Genomic DNA, 16569 nt, shown 5'->3' on the forward strand with positions numbered 1-16569 from the left:
ATGCTTGTTATATGTTATTTAAGCTTGCTTTTGTTTTACTGACCCTGTATTTAAAGTAAGAGCAAGGAAGAACATTGCAAGTACGCAAGATGCAAGTAATAAGATGAATCCGCCATCCCATCCGAATGCATCTACGATAAAGCCCATAGCTGCACTAGCGAAAGCAGCTCCGCCTAAGTAACCGAAGAATCCAGTTAAGCCTGCTGCAGTTCCAGCAGCTTTCTTTGGTGCTAAATCTAGAGCGTGTAGACCAATTAACATAACCGGTCCGTAAATTAAAAATCCAATTGCGACAAGTGCGATACTATCAACCATTGGATTACCAGGAGGGTTTAACCAGTAAACAAGAACTGCGATAAATACACCAACCATAAATAAAATACCAGCAGGTGCACGACGTCCTTTAAATAGTTTATCACTCATCCATCCGCAAAGAAGTGTACCTGGAATACCAGCCCATTCATATAGAGCGTAAGCAGTACGTGAGCTACTATGAGTAAAGCTTTTTTCTTCTACTAAATAAGTAGGAGCCCAGTCTACAACGCCGTAACGTACGAAATATACGAAAACGTTCGCAATAGCGATGTACCATAAAAACTTATTGTTTAATACGTATTTAAATAAAATTTCCTTTACTGAAAGCTCGCGTTCGCGGTCTTTTACTTTTTCATCTGGTGGATATTCTCCAGTATGTTCTTCAATAGAAGGTAGTCCACAAGATTGAGGCGTATCTTTCATCGTAATTAATACATAAATACCAACTAAAATTGAAAGAATACCTGGGAAGTAAAAAATACTTTTCCAGTCATCTGCGAAGAAGTATAAGCCTAATGTTACAAGTGAAGGCATAAGCGCTCCGCCAACATTATGAGCGACGTTCCAAATAGACATTTTTGTACCACGTTCGCTAATAGAGAACCAGTGAACCATCGTACGACCACAAGGAGGCCATCCCATACCTTGTACCCATCCATTTAAAAACTGAAGTACAAACATAAGTATAATGCTCGTTGTAATGAAAGAAAATGAGCCGAAAATAATATTAATGATACCTGATAAAAATAGCCCAGCTGCTAAAAAGTAGCGAGGATTACAACGATCGGATACGATACCCATAAGAAATTTACTTAATCCGTAAGCGATAGAAACTGCTGAAAGGATAACCCCAAGTTCCCCTTTACTAAAGCCTTGCTCGATTAAGTATGGCATTGCTAGTGAAAAGTTTTTTCGAACAAAGTAGTAACCTGCATAACCGATGAAGATACCTAAGAATACTTGTAAACGTAATTTACGGTATTCGCTATCAACGCGATCAGCTGGTAAGCGTTCCGCGTGGGGCGCAGGTTTAAATAATTGTGTGAAAAACATAAAATGAAAATCCTCCCCTAATTAATTCGAAGCGTTTTAAGACAGAGAACATAAAAAGGCCATGAAATATAAAAAAGTTTCCTTTTTTATGATTCATAGCCGTGTACTCCGTTTCTCCGTGACTGTCAATATTAACTTCGTCGAAAATTATACAACTTTGTGACAAAAATGTAAACGTTTTTATGAATAAAAGTATTGACGGATTTTGTTCGTGGGATTAATATTTAAATACATTAAATATTTTATTGTTTAAATAAGAGGTGGATAACATGCCAAATGATATGACGCATATCGATAAAATTCAAGCTCTTGCCTTTTCGATTGGAAAGAAAATGCAGACGGAGTTATTAGAACAAATGCAAGCGACAGGACTTACACCACCGCAGTTTTATATTTTAAAGATTTTAGATCATTATGGGGCTTCAAGAGCGACAACATTAGCGAAAAAGATGTATGTGAAGCCTAGCGCGATTACAGTGATGATTGATCGTCTAATCGATCAAGAACTTGTAGAACGCTATCACGACAAAGATGACCGTCGCGTTGTCATCATCGAGTTAACAAAAAAGGGGAAAGCTAGAGTAGAAGAGGCAATGACAGCTCGTAACGAGCATATTGCAAAATACTTTTCACATTTAGAGTTGCAAGAAAGAGAAGATTTATTACGTCTCTTTGAGAAGTTAGAAACCATTATTTGCGGGACACAAGAGAAAAAAGAGAATAACTAAGAGGAATTGAGGAGATTACATGGAGCAACAAGAAAATCAAAATAGAAAGTTGTTGTTAATCGGTTTAGTAATCGCGATGCTATTTGCTGCATTAGATGGAACAATTGTTGGTACAGCAATGCCACGTATCGTCGGTGACCTAGGCGGATTAAGTTTAATGACATGGTTAACGACAGCTTATATGTTAACATCAACGACAGTTGTACCAATTGCAGGTAAATTAGCGGATTTACTTGGTCGTCGTAACGTATATATAACAGGGCTAGTTATTTTCATGATTGGTTCGGCGTTATGTGGTATGGCAAATGGTATGACAGAATTAATTATTTTCCGTGGTATTCAAGGTCTTGGTGGCGGTATTATGATGCCAATGGCTATGATTATTATTGGAGATATGTTCACGGGAAAAGAACGTGCGAAATGGCAAGGTATTTTTGGGGCGTTATACGGCCTTGCTTCTGTAATTGGACCACAAGTTGGTGGTTGGATTGTAGATGCAGTGAACTGGAGATGGGTATTCTACATTAACTTACCGGTTGGTATTTTAGCAACAATCTTTATTGCAATGGGATTAAAATCACATAAACAAACAGGACCAATTAAAATTGATATCGCTGGAATCTTTACGATGATTCTCGGTGTTGTAAGTTTATTACTTGCGCTAACGTTTGGCGGAAAAGATTATGCATGGGATTCTTGGCAAATTATCGGTTTATTTGCACTAGCTGTAATTGGTATCGTTAGCTTTGTTATCGTTGAAACGAAAGCTGAAGAGCCAATTTTACCAATGCACTTCTTTAAAAATCGCACATTTACAATACTGAATGCGATTGGATTCTTTATGAGTATTGGAATGTTCGGTGCGATTATGTTCGTACCATTCTTCATGCAAGGGATTGTAGGAGTAAGTGCTGCTGAATCAGGAACAATTATGACTCCAATGATGATTACAATGATTGTGATGAGTATTATCGGTGGGCAACTTGTATTAAAAGTTGGTGTAAAACCACAAATTATCGCAGGTATGCTTATTATGGCCGGTGGTTTCTGGTTATTAACAACGATGGATATGCACACAACGAAGCTTACAGCTACTTCTTATATGATGGTTATCGGTTTAGGAATGGGTCTTGTAATGCCTACATTAACATTAGCGTTACAAGAAAGCTTCCCGAAAAAAGACCTTGGTGTCGTAACGTCATCAAGTCAATTCTTCCGACAAATCGGTGGTACATTTGGTATTACAATTTTAGGGTCAATTATGAATAACACTTCAGGTACGACATTAACAAAAAATTTAGTACCTGTATTAGATACATTCCCGAAAGAAGCGGGACAAATGGTAACGAAATTTAAAGATATGATTCACACAGATCCACAAGGTTTATATTCAATGCTATTTAGCCCAGAGGCATTAAAACAAATGCCAGAAGCGTTCGCTAACAGCATTGTACCTATTTTGAAAAACTCTTTAGTAGACTCGCTTCATACTGTATTCTTAACAGGATTAGTATTTATCGTAGTAGGTGCCATCTTTACGATTTTCTTACAAAAAATTAAATTATCAGATCGTAAAAAAGATGCTAAAGAGCCTGTTGTAGAAGAAAAAGAAAAAACTGTATCATACTCGTAATGAAGAAGCATCGCCTTATGGCGGTGCTTTTTTGAGTATAACCTTAAAAGCTTTTTAGTGAGAAATGATTGACGTATTTTTAGAAATACGTTATATTATTTTCTGTAAACGGTTACATGAAATGAGGAGAAAAGAGAATGAGTACGATCAAAGACGTTGCGAAATTAGCGGGAGTATCTGTTGCGACCGTTTCCAGAGTTCTAAATAAAAATGGATATGTTCACGAAGATACATTAAAAAAGGTAGAACGTGCAATTGAGATGTTAGATTATAAGCCTAGTACAGTAGCGCGTTCACTGTATAATAAAAAGTCTCGTTTAATTGGCTTAGTTGTTCCAAATATCGTGAATCCATTCTTTCCGGAAGTTGCACGTGCCGTAGAAGATGTAGCACATAAACAAGGTTACACAGTTGTCCTTTGTAACTCTGATGAAAGTTTAGAAAAAGAGAAACAATATATTGATGTACTTAGACAAAATAATGTAGATGGATTTATTGTAGCAACGAATCCACAAAATAGTGTTAATTACATGAATTTATCTGTTCCAGTTGTTGCGATTGACCGTATGTTTAATGAGCGTATTCCTACTGTATATGCAGATAACTATGCAGGAAGTCAGGCTGCGACAAAGTTGTTACTAGATAAAGGATGTAAACATATTGCACATATTCGCGGTCCACGTGATGTGAGTACTGCAAATGAACGTTTTGAAGGTTTTGTAGACGTTATTACGCAAAATAATCTTTCGTATATGATTGCAGAGAGTACGTTTGATCCAGCAAATAGTGAGCGTGTAGCGATGGAATTATTAGAAGAATACCCGCATATTGATGGTATTGTCGCTGGGAATGATTTAATTGCGATCGGTATTGTAAAGGCGGCACTTCAAAAGGGGATTGCCATTCCAGATGATTTACAAATTATCGGATTTGATGGCATTTCTTTAACGGAAATGATGTATCCATCTATTACGACAGTTGCACAACCGATATATGAAATGGGGAAAATTGCAACAGAGTTGTTGTTAGAGCAAATGGAAGGAAATACATTAGAAGAGAAACATTATCGTTTGCCGATTGAAATTATAGAACGAAATACAACGAAGTAAGGAGATGAAACAGATGCCAAATATTGCAGTAGTAGGAAGCATTTCAATGGACTTAGTGGCTGTTTCAAAAAAACGCCCGAAAGCAGGAGAAACAGTAATTGGTGAAGCGTTTCATACAATCCCAGGAGGGAAAGGGGCAAACCAAGCAGTTGCTGCAGCTAGGTTAGGAGCAAATGTAGCAATGGTTGGAGCGGTAGGAAATGATGATTATGGAACAGTAGTTAGAAAAAATCTAGAGAACGAACGCATTTTTATCGATTATGTGGTACCGGTTACAGATGGAACGACAGGAATTGCTCATATCGTTTTAGCAGAAGAAGATAACAGTATTGTTGTCGTACAAGGGGCAAATGCTCTTGTAAATAAGTCAGTTGTAGATCGCTCCAAAGACCTTCTTGTAAAAGCGGATATGGTTGTGCTTCAACTAGAAATTCCACTTGAAACAGTAAAATATGTATTGGCTATTTGTGAGGAACATAATATTCCTGTTATGTTAAATCCAGCGCCAGCACAAGTTTTATCAGAAGACATTTTAGAAAAGGCAACTTATATTACGCCAAATGAACATGAGTGCCGCATCGTATTAGATGATTTTACATCACCAATTGAAGATTTATTGGCGAAGTATCCCAATAAATTATTGATGACAGAAGGTTCTAACGGTGTTCGTTTCCATAATGGCACGGAGATTGTACATGTTCCTAGCATTGCTGTTGATGTAGTGGATACAACTGGAGCTGGTGATACATTTAATGGTGCGTTAGCAGTTGCACTTTCTGAAGGAGAGACACTTCAAAAAGCAATTCGTTTCGCGAATATTGCCGGTGGTCTTTCTGTAACGAAACTTGGAGCACAGGGCGGTATGCCAACGAGAGATCGAGTACGTGAAGTGCAGGTGATTGTTGGATGAAAAAGCATGGTGTATTAAATAGTGAAATCGCGGCAGTCCTTGCTTCACTTGGGCATACAGATACGGTTGTAATTGCTGATTGCGGGTTACCGATTCCGGATGGAGTAAAACGAATTGATTTAGCTGTTGAGATTGGAAAACCGAGTTTTTTAGAAGTGTTACAAGTTGTAGCTGATGATATGGCAATCGAAAAAGTGACGTTAGCAGAAGAAGTCATTATAAATAATGCGGCAGTAAATAAAGAGATCGAGCAGAAATTAACAGAGCCAGCATTTGAGTATGTATCTCATGAGCAATTTAAAGAGCATACAAAGAAAGCGAAGGCGATTATTCGTACAGGCGAGGCTACGCCTTATGCAAATGTAATTTTACATGCAGGCGTGATTTTTTAATAAAGGGAAGTGATGGGAATGCATATTGAAATGAAAAACATTTCAAAGGCGTTCAATGGAAATCCTGTTCTGAAGAATGCACAGTTTATGATTGAAACAGGAGAAGTCCATGCATTGATGGGGGAAAATGGAGCGGGTAAATCAACGCTCATGAAGATTTTAACAGGTGTATACAAAAAAGATGGTGGGACAATCACAATTGATGGGCAAGAGCGCACCTTTAAAAATGCGAAAGAAGCTGAAGAGTACGGCATCGCATTTATACATCAAGAACTAAACATATTGCCGAATTTAACAGTAGCTGAAAATATGTTTCTCGGTAAAGAGTTAATGTATGGGAAAACAGGTATTTTACGCACTCGACAAATGAACGCGATTGCGCAGCAGCAACTAGCGGAGTTAGGGTTGCATGTAAGAGGCGCTATGTTAGCAGAGGAATTATCGGTTGGACAACAGCAAATTATTGAAATTGCGAAAGCATTAATGACAAACGCGAGCGTTATTATTATGGATGAACCTACTGCGGCACTGACGGATCGTGAAATCGAAACGCTCTTTACAGTAATCAATAAGTTACGTAAAGAAGGTGTTTCATTCGTGTACATTTCGCATCGTATGGAAGAGATTTTCTCAATATGTGATGCTATTACGATTTTGCGTGATGGAGAATACGTGGGAAAGAGATTAATTCCAGAAACATCATTTGATGAAGTAGTGAGTATGATGGTGGGGCGCAGCATTGGTGAACGTTACCCAGAGCGAAATAGTCAAATTGGTGATGTCATTTTTGAAATGCGTAACGGAACGAAGAAAGGGAAATTTGAAAATGTTTCGTTTCAAGTGAGGAAAGGTGAAATCCTTGGTGTAGCTGGTTTGATGGGGGCTGGTCGCACTGATATTATGAAAGCGATATTTGGTTATGAACCTTTAGACTCTGGACAAATTTTTATAAATGGACAAGAAGTAAAGATTGATAGTCCAATAGATGCAATTAGACAAAGAATTGCTTTCATTACAGAAGATAGAAAGTCTGAAGGATTAGTGTTAGATTTTTCAATTCGAGAAAATTTAGCTTTACCGAATTTAGAAAGTCTTTCAAAGGGAAGTGTTCTAAGCAACGAGCTAGAACAACAGTTTACAGAGGATATGATGAAGCTTCTTAATGTGAAAGCATCTAGCGGAGAGCAGGCAGTGAAATCTCTTTCTGGTGGAAATCAGCAAAAGATTGTAATCGCAAAATGGTTAGGCATTCATCCGCAATTACTCATTTTAGATGAGCCAACAAGGGGTGTTGATGTTGGAGCGAAAAAAGAAATTTACTCTATTATGAATAAGCTTACAGAGCAAGGCGATGCCGTTATTATGGTATCATCTGAGCTTCCGGAAGTTTTAGGGATGAGTGATCGAGTTCTTGTTATTCATGAAGGAAAAGTTGGCGGAGTTTTAGGGAAAGATGAGGCATCACAAGAGTCTATTATGGCACTAGCTACAGGGGGAGAGTAAGGATGGCTAAGAAGGGGAATGTATTACAACAACTTGGTTCTTTAATCGGTTTAGTATTAATTATCGTCGTAATTACAGCTTTAAATCCAGCGTTTATTGAAATTCCAAATTTATTTAATATACTGCGTCAAGTATCGATTAATGCGCTTATTGCATTCGGAATGACCTTCGTAATTTTAACAGGGGGTATTGACTTATCGGTAGGTTCTATTTTAGCATTATCAAGTGCACTTGTAGCTGGAATGATGGCAAGTGGCATGGATCCGTTCCTTGCAATGGCAGTTGGACTATTAGCAGGTCTTGTAATGGGAATTGTAAACGGTATCATCATTGCGAAAGGAAAAGTAGCTCCATTTATTGCAACTTTAGCAACAATGACTATTTTTCGTGGGTTGACGCTTGTTTATATGGACGGACGTCCGATCACTGGTCTTGGTGATCATTTAATGTTCCAAATGTTTGGCCGTGGTTATTTTCTTGGTATTCCGGTACCCGCTGTTACAATGATGATCGCTTTCGCAGTACTGTACTTCATTTTGAAGAAAACGACATTTGGTCGCCGTACATTTGCAATTGGTGGAAATGAAGAAGCAGCAGCACTATCAGGTATTAATGTTACGAGAATTAAAGTAATGATTTACGGTCTTTCCGGAATTTTGGCAGCGCTTGCAGGTATTGTCTTAACATCACGATTAGATTCTGCACAGCCGACTGCAGGTACTTCTTACGAATTAGATGCAATTGCAGCAGTTGTATTAGGTGGAACAAGTCTTTCTGGGGGAAGAGGATGGATTGTTGGTACATTCATCGGTGTACTTATTATCGGTGTACTAAATAACGGTTTAAATTTATTAGGTGTATCTTCTTTCTTTCAACAAGTTGTAAAAGGACTTGTAATCTTACTAGCTGTATTAATTGATCGCAGAAAAGAAGCGTAATGGAGGGACAGTTCATGAAGAAATGGTTACTTATACTCGTTGCATGTATTATGGTCATTACTGCTGGTTGTTCAATGGAACCGCCAGAATGGGCAAAGGATTCTAGCGATAAAGGTCGAAATAAAACTATTAAAGTTGGATTCTCTGTTTCAACTTTAAATAATCCCTTCTTTGTAACTTTGAAAAAGGGTGCAGAAAAGAAGGCGAAAGAAAGCGGCATTGAATTGATTGCTGTTGATGCGCAAAATGATGCAGCAAAGCAAACGAACGATGTTGAAGATTTAATTCAAAAGGGTGTCGATGTAGTTGTTATTAACCCGACCGATTCAGATGCTGTTGCTTCAGCGGTAAGTGCTGCAAATGCAGCGAACGTTCCTGTTATTACAGTAGACCGCGTTGCAAATTCAGGTAAGGTTGTTTCTCACATTGCCTCTAATAACATCGAAGGTGGTCAAATGGCTAGTGATTACATTCGTGAATTAGTCGGCGAAGGAGCAAACGTTGCTGAGTTAGAAGGAATCCCTGGATCCTCTGCCGCTCGTGAACGTGGGAAAGGATTCCATAACGTAGCCGATAAGTCTTTAAAAGTAGTTGCAAAACAAGCGGCTGATTTTGATAGGGCGAAAGGATTATCTGTTATGGAAAACATTTTGCAAGCAAATAGCGATATTAAAGCCGTGTTTGCTCATAACGACGAGATGGCATTAGGTGCACTTGAAGCGTTGAAGTCTGCTGGAAAAACAGATGTAGTAGTTGTTGGATTTGATGCAACAGAAGATGCTGTGAAAGCGGTTAACGATGGGCGTATGGCTGCAACAGTCGCTCAAAAACCAGAATTAATCGGAGAGAAGGCGATGCAAACAGCAAAAGAGATAACACAAGGTAAAAAAGTGGACAAATCTATTCCGATTGAATTAGAGCTTATTAAGAAAAATAAATAAATATAAAATGAAAATTAGGAAGGAAGAACAACAAATGAAATTCTTTATTGATACAGCAAACATTAACGAAATTAAAGAGGCAAATGCATTAGGCGTATTAGCTGGAGTAACGACAAATCCATCACTTGTAGCAAAAGAAGGCGTAGATTTTCACGAGCGCATTCGTGAAATTTGCAACGTTGTAGAAGGTCCTGTAAGTGCAGAAGTAATTAGCTTAGAAGCTGATAAAATGATCGAAGAAGGAAAAGAATTAGCGAAAATTGCTCCAAACGTTGTTGTAAAAGTTCCAATGACAACAGAAGGTTTAAAAGCAGTAAAAGCATTCTCTGACTTAGGAATTCGTACAAACGTTACATTAGTATTCTCAGCAGTTCAAGCGTTACTTGCAGCTCGTGCTGGTGCAACATACGTTTCACCATTCTTAGGTCGCTTAGACGATATCGGTCATAACGGTATGGACTTAATTCGTCAAATCGCAGAAATCTTTGCGATTCATGGCATCGAAACAGAAATCATTGCAGCATCTGTACGTCACAGTGTTCACGTAACTGACGCAGCATTAAACGGTGCACATATTGCAACAATCCCAGCAAACGTAATTGCTTCATTAGTGAAGCACCCATTAACAGATCAAGGAATTGAGAAATTCTTAGCTGATTGGGAAAAAACACAAGAGAAATAATAGAAAAGCAAGAATCCTAGTTTAATTGACTAGGATTCTTTTTTATTTAAAAGAATTTTCATGCAATTTTGCATATTGTCTTTTAAATTTGTTATATAAGATATTTAATATATATCACATAACTCTTTATTTTTCATATTTCGATATAAAGTGAAACTTTAATCAGTGGGGACTTTGTTCATCCCCACACTGATTATTAATTGAACCAAGGGATAAAAAGATAGAGGGTCTGACCAGAAAACTGGAGGGCATGATTCTATAACAGAAAGCTTAACGTTTATAGAATTATGCCTTTTTATATAGGGAGGGTAGTAAACGGGGATTTCGACAAAAATGTACTTATTTATCTGAATTTTAAGTTTTATAAAAGGAGAGAAATGGAATGAGAAGAAAAGCGCCATTTAAAGTGTTATCGTCATTAGCAATTGCGGCAATTATCGGATGCACATCTGTAATGAGTGCTCCATTAACATACGCAGAAACGCCAGCAAAAGAGAAAGATAATGTATCTACAACACCAATTGATTACAATTTAATTCAAGAAGATCGTTTAGCGGAAGCACTGAAAGAAAGAGGAACAATTAATCCAGCATCTTCTAAAGAAGAGACGAAAAAAGCTGTCGAGCAATATATTGAAAAGAAACAAGGAGATCAGGCGAATAAAGAAATTCTTCCAGATGCTCACTCACAAGAAACGTCTGATTTCACAAAAAAAGTAAAAGAGAAAAAGATGGAAGAAAAGGAAAATGTAAAAAAGGCTGAAAAAAATGTTAGCCTTGAGCAAAAGCCAGAACCAAATAAAAAGCAATTGAATGGGCAAGTTCCAACTTCAAAAGCAAAGCAAGCTCCATATAAGGGAACTGTTCGATCGGATAAAGTATTAGTGTTACTCGTTGAATTTAGTGATTATAAACATAATAATATTGATCAAACACCAGGTTATATGTATTCGAAAGACTTTAGTAGAGAACATTATCAAAAGATGTTGTTCGGTAATGAGCCGTATACTTTATTTGATGGTTCAAAAGTAAAAACGTTTAAACAATACTATGAAGAGCAGTCTGGTGGTAGTTATACGACAGATGGATATGTAACGGAGTGGCTAACTGTTCCAGGAAAAGCATCTGATTATGGAGCTGATGGTAGCAGTGGTCACGATAATAAAGGTCCAAAGGGTGCACGTGATTTAGTGAAAGAAGCTTTGCATGCAGCTGCTGAGAAAGGACTAGATTTATCCCAGTTTGATCAATTTGATAGATATGATACAAACGGGGACGGGAATCAAAATGAACCTGATGGTGTAATTGATCATTTAATGGTAATCCATGCTGGTGTTGGTCAAGAAGCTGGTGGCGGTAAATTAGGTGATGATGCGATCTGGTCACATCGTTCAAAATTAGCAGTAGATCCAGTAGCGATTGAAGGTACGAAATCAAAGGTAGATTACTTTGGTGGTAAAGTAGCAGCACATGATTACACAATTGAACCAGAAGATGGAGCTGTAGGTGTGTTTGCACATGAATTTGGACATGATCTTGGATTACCAGATGAATATGACACGAAATATACTGGAAATGGTTCACCAGTCGAAGCTTGGTCATTAATGAGTGGAGGTAGTTGGACAGGGAAAATCGCAGGAACAGAGCCGACTAGTTTTTCACCACAAAATAAAGATTTCTTACAAAAGAATATGGGTGGCAACTGGGCAAAAATATTAGAAGTAGATTACGATAAAATTAAGAGTGGTGTGGGAGTTCCTACCTATATTGATCAAAGTGTTACGAAATCAAATCGTCCAGGAGTTGTACGTGTTAACTTACCAGGTAAAAGTGTTGAAACGATTAAACCGGAGTTTGGAAAGCATGCATATTATAGTACAAGAGGCGATGATATGCATACAACGTTAGAGACACCATTCTTTGATTTAACGAAAGGAACAAATGCAAAATTCGATTATAAAGCAAATTATGAGTTAGAAGCAGAGTGCGATTTCGTCGAAGTACATGCAGTAACAGAAGATGGAACGAAAACATTAATTGATAGACTTGGGGAAAAAGTAGTCCAAGGAGATAAAGATACAACAGATGGGAAATGGATTGATAAATCATATGATTTAAGTCAATTTAAAGGCAAAAAAGTGAAACTACAATTCGACTATATTACAGATCCGGCTGTAACATATAAAGGTTTTGCGATGGATAATGTAAATGTAACTGTTGATGGACAAGTTGTATTTTCTGATGATGTAGAAGGACAGTCTAAAATGAATTTAAATGGTTTTGTTGTTTCTGATGGGACAGAGAAGAAAGCTCATTATTACTACTTAGAGTGGAGAAACTATGCGGGATCAGATAATGGTTTAAAAGCAGGAAAAGGTCCAGTGTATAATACAGGCCTTGTCGTTTGGTATGCAGATGATAGTTTCAAAGATAACTGGGTTGGGATGCATCCAGGTGAAGGATTCCTGGGTGTTGTAGATTCTCATCCAGAAGCGCTAGTTGGTAATTTAAACGGAAAACCAGCATACGGTAATACGGGCATGCAAATTGCAGATGCTGCATTTTCATTTGATAAAACACCAGCATGGAGTGTAAATTCATTAACACGTGGTCAGTTTAACTATTCTGGATTACAAGGTGTTACAACTTTTGATGATTCAAAAGTATATAGTAACAAGCAAATTGCAGACGCAGGAAGAAAAGTTCCAAACCTTGGACTTAAATTCCAAGTTGTTGGACAGGCAGAAGATAAATCGGCAGGCGCTGTTTGGATTAAACGTTAATAACATAAAAGCACATTCTTCATATGAAGAGTGTGCTTTTTGATTTGTACAGTAAGTTATTATTTTAGTTTATCCCGCATTAACGGTCAGTAAGATCCCCACCTCAAAATTCAGTGGAAGTAAAGAAGTTAGTTGGGAGATCAACTGCCCGTAAAAGCCCGATTGGTTCAACTAATAATCAGTGGGGAGGAACAAAACCCCCACTGATTAAAGTTTCACTTTATGTAATACAAGTGTTTATTCATGTGTACTGTATCAAATTATGTGGGGAAAGGAAATATTTCCGAGGAAATTGTCGAAGTATCGTCAGTATTTATAAACTTTCTGTTTAAAAGAAGAGATGTATTATTGCCTCTACGGCTCAATTTATTTACATTGTTATTTGGTTATACACAAAAGTAATATATTGGGCAAAAAGAGTTCTATTCGATAGGGCTCTTTGGTTTTGTATTTGATATACAAATATTAACCTCAATTGTTTGGAAATGTATCTTCTTGTTTAGCGTCATTTGGACTTTAACTACAGTTTTTGTTTTTCGTTTATATGAAGAAGGAGATGAGCGGTTACCTTTTATATTTAAATTAATTGGCATTATTCCAACGCTTCCATTATATTACGAGTTATATCAATATGCATTTAAAAAAAGACAACGATGGATTATCCCATCATTGTCTTTTTTACTTTGCTTCTTACATAAATCATCCCAGCAAATGTTAATAAAAATGCTGTCCCGATAATGAAGCTGACGCTAGGTGATGCTCCGATTGCGCCGACTGTAAAGGAGCCAGCAACAACTCCTAATGAGAAGAAGGCATAAAATAATCCGAATGCCTTTCCGCGATTATCGTCTGTAGTATTTTCAACGAGTAAAGCGTTAATAGATGGAAAGAGGATTGCGAATCCAATTCCATAAATCATCATTACGATAAAGAGCATACCTTTTGTAGCAAATAATCCGATTAAAGATAATGCGAATGCCATAACTGCAATTCCGATTAGCATTAGTTTCGAACGATTAAATCGATCATAAATACGATTTGTTGGAAGTAAGAAGAAGAGGATAGCAGTTATACCAAATACACTTAACATCATGCCTGTTGTGGATGCTTTAAGCGCTAATGCCTCAACTTTTACTGGTAACATGTAAGTGACAATTCCTTGTGAAAACATTAATGTGAAAGCACCAATATATGCTTGTAATAACGGTTCTGATTTTAAAAGTTCAACCATATCTTCTTTGTTCATCATTTGTGTTCTTGATGTATCTTTTCTTGATACGTTATTTGGTAAGAAGAATAGAGATACGATCGTACCAAGAGCCATTAAAATAGAAATAGTAATGAAGACCCATTCTACGCCAGCTGTTGCTTTCATAATACCGCTGAAAGCAGGTCCTACGATTGCCGCTGTTCCAACAGCAGCACCAGATAGAGCCATTGCTTTTCCTTGTCTTTTTGCATTTGTTTGTTTTGATAAAAATGTAAAGGCAGCAGGAATTAAAAAGCCATCACTAAATCCATGCATAAAGCGAACAACTAATAGTTGTTCGCCACTTTGAACAACGGTGTATAACAAGACTATGAAACTCGTAATTCCCATGCTTATATAAAGGATTTTTTTTGCACCAAATTTATCGACAGCGGCTCCAGCAATAATATTACCGATCATATTAGCGAATGAGTACATACCGACAACTAGCCCGATAATAAGAGGGGTTCCTCCAAGGCTTTGAGCGAAAGTACTCATAATAGGTAATTGTGAAAATGTATCTAAAAATGCCACGATAACGATAAAGTAAATAAAATATTTCAAGCGATATTCACCTCTCCTATGCTATTATGGCATAATGCTAATTTCACCTGCAATGAAATTGAATTAACAGATGTGGAAAAAAGTACAAAGTGACAAAATATTGAACGTTATTTGTAAAAAATTAGTAGGAATGTGATTGTTTTTTTGAAATATATGGATAGAAGTATTATAATAGAATTGTAAACTTCACCAGGTTAAGTATATACATAGAGAGGGATGTATAAAATGAAAGCACTACTTTGGCATAATCAACGTGATGTACGAGTAGAAGAAGTACCAGAACCAACAGTAAAACCAGGAACAGTGAAAATCAAAGTTAAATGGTGTGGTATTTGTGGGACAGACTTGCATGAATATTTAGCAGGGCCTATTTTTATTCCAACAGAAGAACATCCATTAACACATGTGAAAGCACCTGTTATTTTAGGTCATGAGTTTAGTGGTGAGGTAATAGAGATTGGTGAAGGAGTTACATCTCATAAAGTGGGAGACCGCGTTGTTGTAGAACCAATTTATTCTTGTGGTAAATGTGAAGCTTGTAAACATGGACATTACAATGTTTGTGAACAACTTGTTTTCCACGGTCTTGGCGGAGAAGGCGGCGGTTTCTCTGAATATACAGTAGTACCAGAAGATATGGTTCATCACATTCCAGATGAAATGACGTATGAACAAGGTGCGCTTGTAGAACCAGCAGCAGTAGCAGTTCATGCAGTACGTCAAAGTAAATTAAAAGAAGGGGAAGCTGTAGCAGTATTTGGTTGCGGTCCAATTGGACTTCTTGTTATCCAAGCAGCTAAAGCAGCAGGAGCAACTCCTGTTATTGCAGTTGAACTTTCTAAAGAACGTCAAGAGTTAGCGAAATTAGCAGGTGCGGATTATGTATTAAATCCAGCAACTCAAGATGTGTTAGCTGAAATTCGTAACTTAACAAATGGTTTAGGGGTAAATGTTAGCTTTGAAGTAACAGGTGTTGAAGTTGTACTACGTCAAGCGATTGAAAGTACAAGCTTTGAAGGACAAACTGTAATTGTTAGTGTATGGGAAAAAGACGCAACAATTACTCCAAATAATTTAGTATTAAAAGAAAAAGAAGTTATTGGTATTTTAGGATACCGTCACATCTTCCCAGCCGTTATTAAATTAATTAGCTCTGGTCAAATTCAAGCAGAGAAATTAATTACGAAAAAAATTACAGTCGATCAAGTTGTTGAAGAAGGATTTGAAGCACTTGTAAAAGATAAAACCCAAGTGAAAATTCTTGTTTCACCTAAATAAGATAGAATCGAATAAAGTAGCCCTTTTCTAGAAATAGAAGAGGGCTACTTTTTTTCTATACTGAAAGGTGATAGACTTTCCTTTGACTAAATGTATTTTTGTTTGGAAGGGAGAATCTAATGCTTTCATTTTTGTTAACTTTAAAGCGAATGTTAAGAGCCTGTTTACGAGCGTGGAAAGATAAAGAATTTCAAGTATTATTTATATTAACAATTTTGACTTTAATATCGGGTACGATTTTTTATAGTACAGTTGAAGGATTACGTCCTATTGACGCTTTATATTTTAGTGTGGTCACGTTGACGACTGTCGGTGATGGGGATTTTAGTCCGCAAACTGATTTCGGAAAGATATTTACAATCTTATACATATTTATTGGGATTGGACTAGTGTTTGGATTTATTCATAAGTTAGCAGTTAATGTACAATTGCCAAGTATATTATCGAATAGAAAAAAAGAGTAAAGCATTCAGATGCTTTACTTTTTTTTAC

14 protein-coding genes and 1 pseudogene are annotated in these 16569 nt (G+C 37.1%); 13 read left to right on the forward strand and 2 right to left on the reverse strand.

Annotation, left to right across the window (positions count from 1 at the left end):
• Window positions 1-18 precede the first annotated feature (18 nt).
• A complete protein-coding gene (gene glpT, locus ACZDYH_RS26230; RefSeq protein ID WP_000466384.1) occupies window positions 19-1368 on the reverse strand; it encodes a glycerol-3-phosphate transporter in 1350 nt (449 codons plus the stop codon).
• 269 nt (window positions 1369-1637) lie between these two features.
• Between glpT and ACZDYH_RS26235 the strand changes: the two genes are divergently transcribed.
• The 11 genes and pseudogenes from ACZDYH_RS26235 to ACZDYH_RS26285 all read left to right on the forward strand — a co-directional run.
• Complete coding sequence (locus ACZDYH_RS26235) at window positions 1638-2096, forward strand: MarR family winged helix-turn-helix transcriptional regulator (RefSeq protein WP_001132365.1); 459 nt, start codon at window positions 1638-1640, stop codon at window positions 2094-2096.
• A 19-nt stretch (window positions 2097-2115) separates the two neighbouring features.
• Window positions 2116-3729: an MDR family MFS transporter gene (locus ACZDYH_RS26240; protein ID WP_000437646.1), complete on the forward strand. Its 1614-nt coding sequence runs from the start codon at window positions 2116-2118 to the stop codon at window positions 3727-3729.
• Between the two features lie 137 nt (window positions 3730-3866).
• The gene (gene rbsR, locus ACZDYH_RS26245; RefSeq protein WP_000104047.1) at window positions 3867-4838 is read left to right on the forward strand and encodes a ribose operon transcriptional repressor RbsR; all 972 of its coding nucleotides are present in this window, start codon (window positions 3867-3869) and stop codon (window positions 4836-4838) included.
• A 13-nt stretch (window positions 4839-4851) separates the two neighbouring features.
• The gene (rbsK, locus tag ACZDYH_RS26250) at window positions 4852-5748 is read left to right on the forward strand and encodes a ribokinase (RefSeq protein ID WP_001132860.1); all 897 of its coding nucleotides are present in this window, start codon (window positions 4852-4854) and stop codon (window positions 5746-5748) included.
• Window positions 5745-6140 (forward strand): D-ribose pyranase, encoded by a 396-nt coding sequence (gene rbsD, locus ACZDYH_RS26255; RefSeq protein WP_000716150.1) that lies wholly within the window; start codon window positions 5745-5747, stop codon window positions 6138-6140. Before rbsK ends, rbsD begins: the two co-directional genes overlap by 4 nt.
• An 18-nt stretch (window positions 6141-6158) precedes the next feature.
• Entirely contained in the window at window positions 6159-7643 is a 1485-nt protein-coding gene (rbsA, locus tag ACZDYH_RS26260; protein WP_006918021.1) for a ribose ABC transporter ATP-binding protein RbsA, read from the forward strand.
• Between the two features lie 2 nt (window positions 7644-7645).
• Entirely contained in the window at window positions 7646-8581 is a 936-nt protein-coding gene (locus ACZDYH_RS26265) for an ABC transporter permease subunit (protein ID WP_001074641.1), read from the forward strand.
• A 14-nt stretch (window positions 8582-8595) separates the two neighbouring features.
• A complete protein-coding gene (gene rbsB / locus ACZDYH_RS26270; protein ID WP_000758989.1) occupies window positions 8596-9522 on the forward strand; it encodes a ribose ABC transporter substrate-binding protein RbsB in 927 nt (308 codons plus the stop codon).
• A 34-nt stretch (window positions 9523-9556) separates the two neighbouring features.
• Window positions 9557-10204: a fructose-6-phosphate aldolase gene (fsa, locus tag ACZDYH_RS26275; RefSeq protein ID WP_000667661.1), complete on the forward strand. Its 648-nt coding sequence runs from the start codon at window positions 9557-9559 to the stop codon at window positions 10202-10204.
• Between the two features lie 382 nt (window positions 10205-10586).
• Window positions 10587-12986 (forward strand): M6 family metalloprotease immune inhibitor InhA2, encoded by a 2400-nt coding sequence (gene inhA2, locus ACZDYH_RS26280; protein ID WP_349561620.1) that lies wholly within the window; start codon window positions 10587-10589, stop codon window positions 12984-12986.
• A 429-nt stretch (window positions 12987-13415) separates the two neighbouring features.
• Window positions 13416-13625, forward strand: a pseudogene (locus ACZDYH_RS26285) (hypothetical protein); the annotation flags it as partial.
• A 19-nt stretch (window positions 13626-13644) separates the two neighbouring features.
• Here ACZDYH_RS26285 and ACZDYH_RS26290 read toward each other — a convergent pair.
• Window positions 13645-14799, reverse strand: a complete 1155-nt coding sequence (locus ACZDYH_RS26290; protein ID WP_434713485.1) for an MFS transporter — start codon at window positions 14797-14799, stop codon at window positions 13645-13647.
• A gap of 225 nt (window positions 14800-15024) precedes the next feature.
• Between ACZDYH_RS26290 and bdhA the strand changes: the two genes are divergently transcribed.
• Together bdhA and ACZDYH_RS26300 are read left to right on the forward strand one after the other, a co-directional pair.
• Window positions 15025-16077: a (R,R)-butanediol dehydrogenase gene (gene bdhA / locus ACZDYH_RS26295; RefSeq protein ID WP_000645827.1), complete on the forward strand. Its 1053-nt coding sequence runs from the start codon at window positions 15025-15027 to the stop codon at window positions 16075-16077.
• Window positions 16078-16196: 119 nt separating this feature from the next.
• Window positions 16197-16541 carry a potassium channel family protein gene (locus ACZDYH_RS26300; protein ID WP_000948206.1) on the forward strand — a complete coding sequence of 115 codons (345 nt, stop codon included), beginning with the start codon at window positions 16197-16199 and terminating at the stop codon, window positions 16539-16541.
• Window positions 16542-16569: the final 28 nt, after the last annotated feature.

The organism is Bacillus sp. EB V-12, assembly GCF_056158125.1.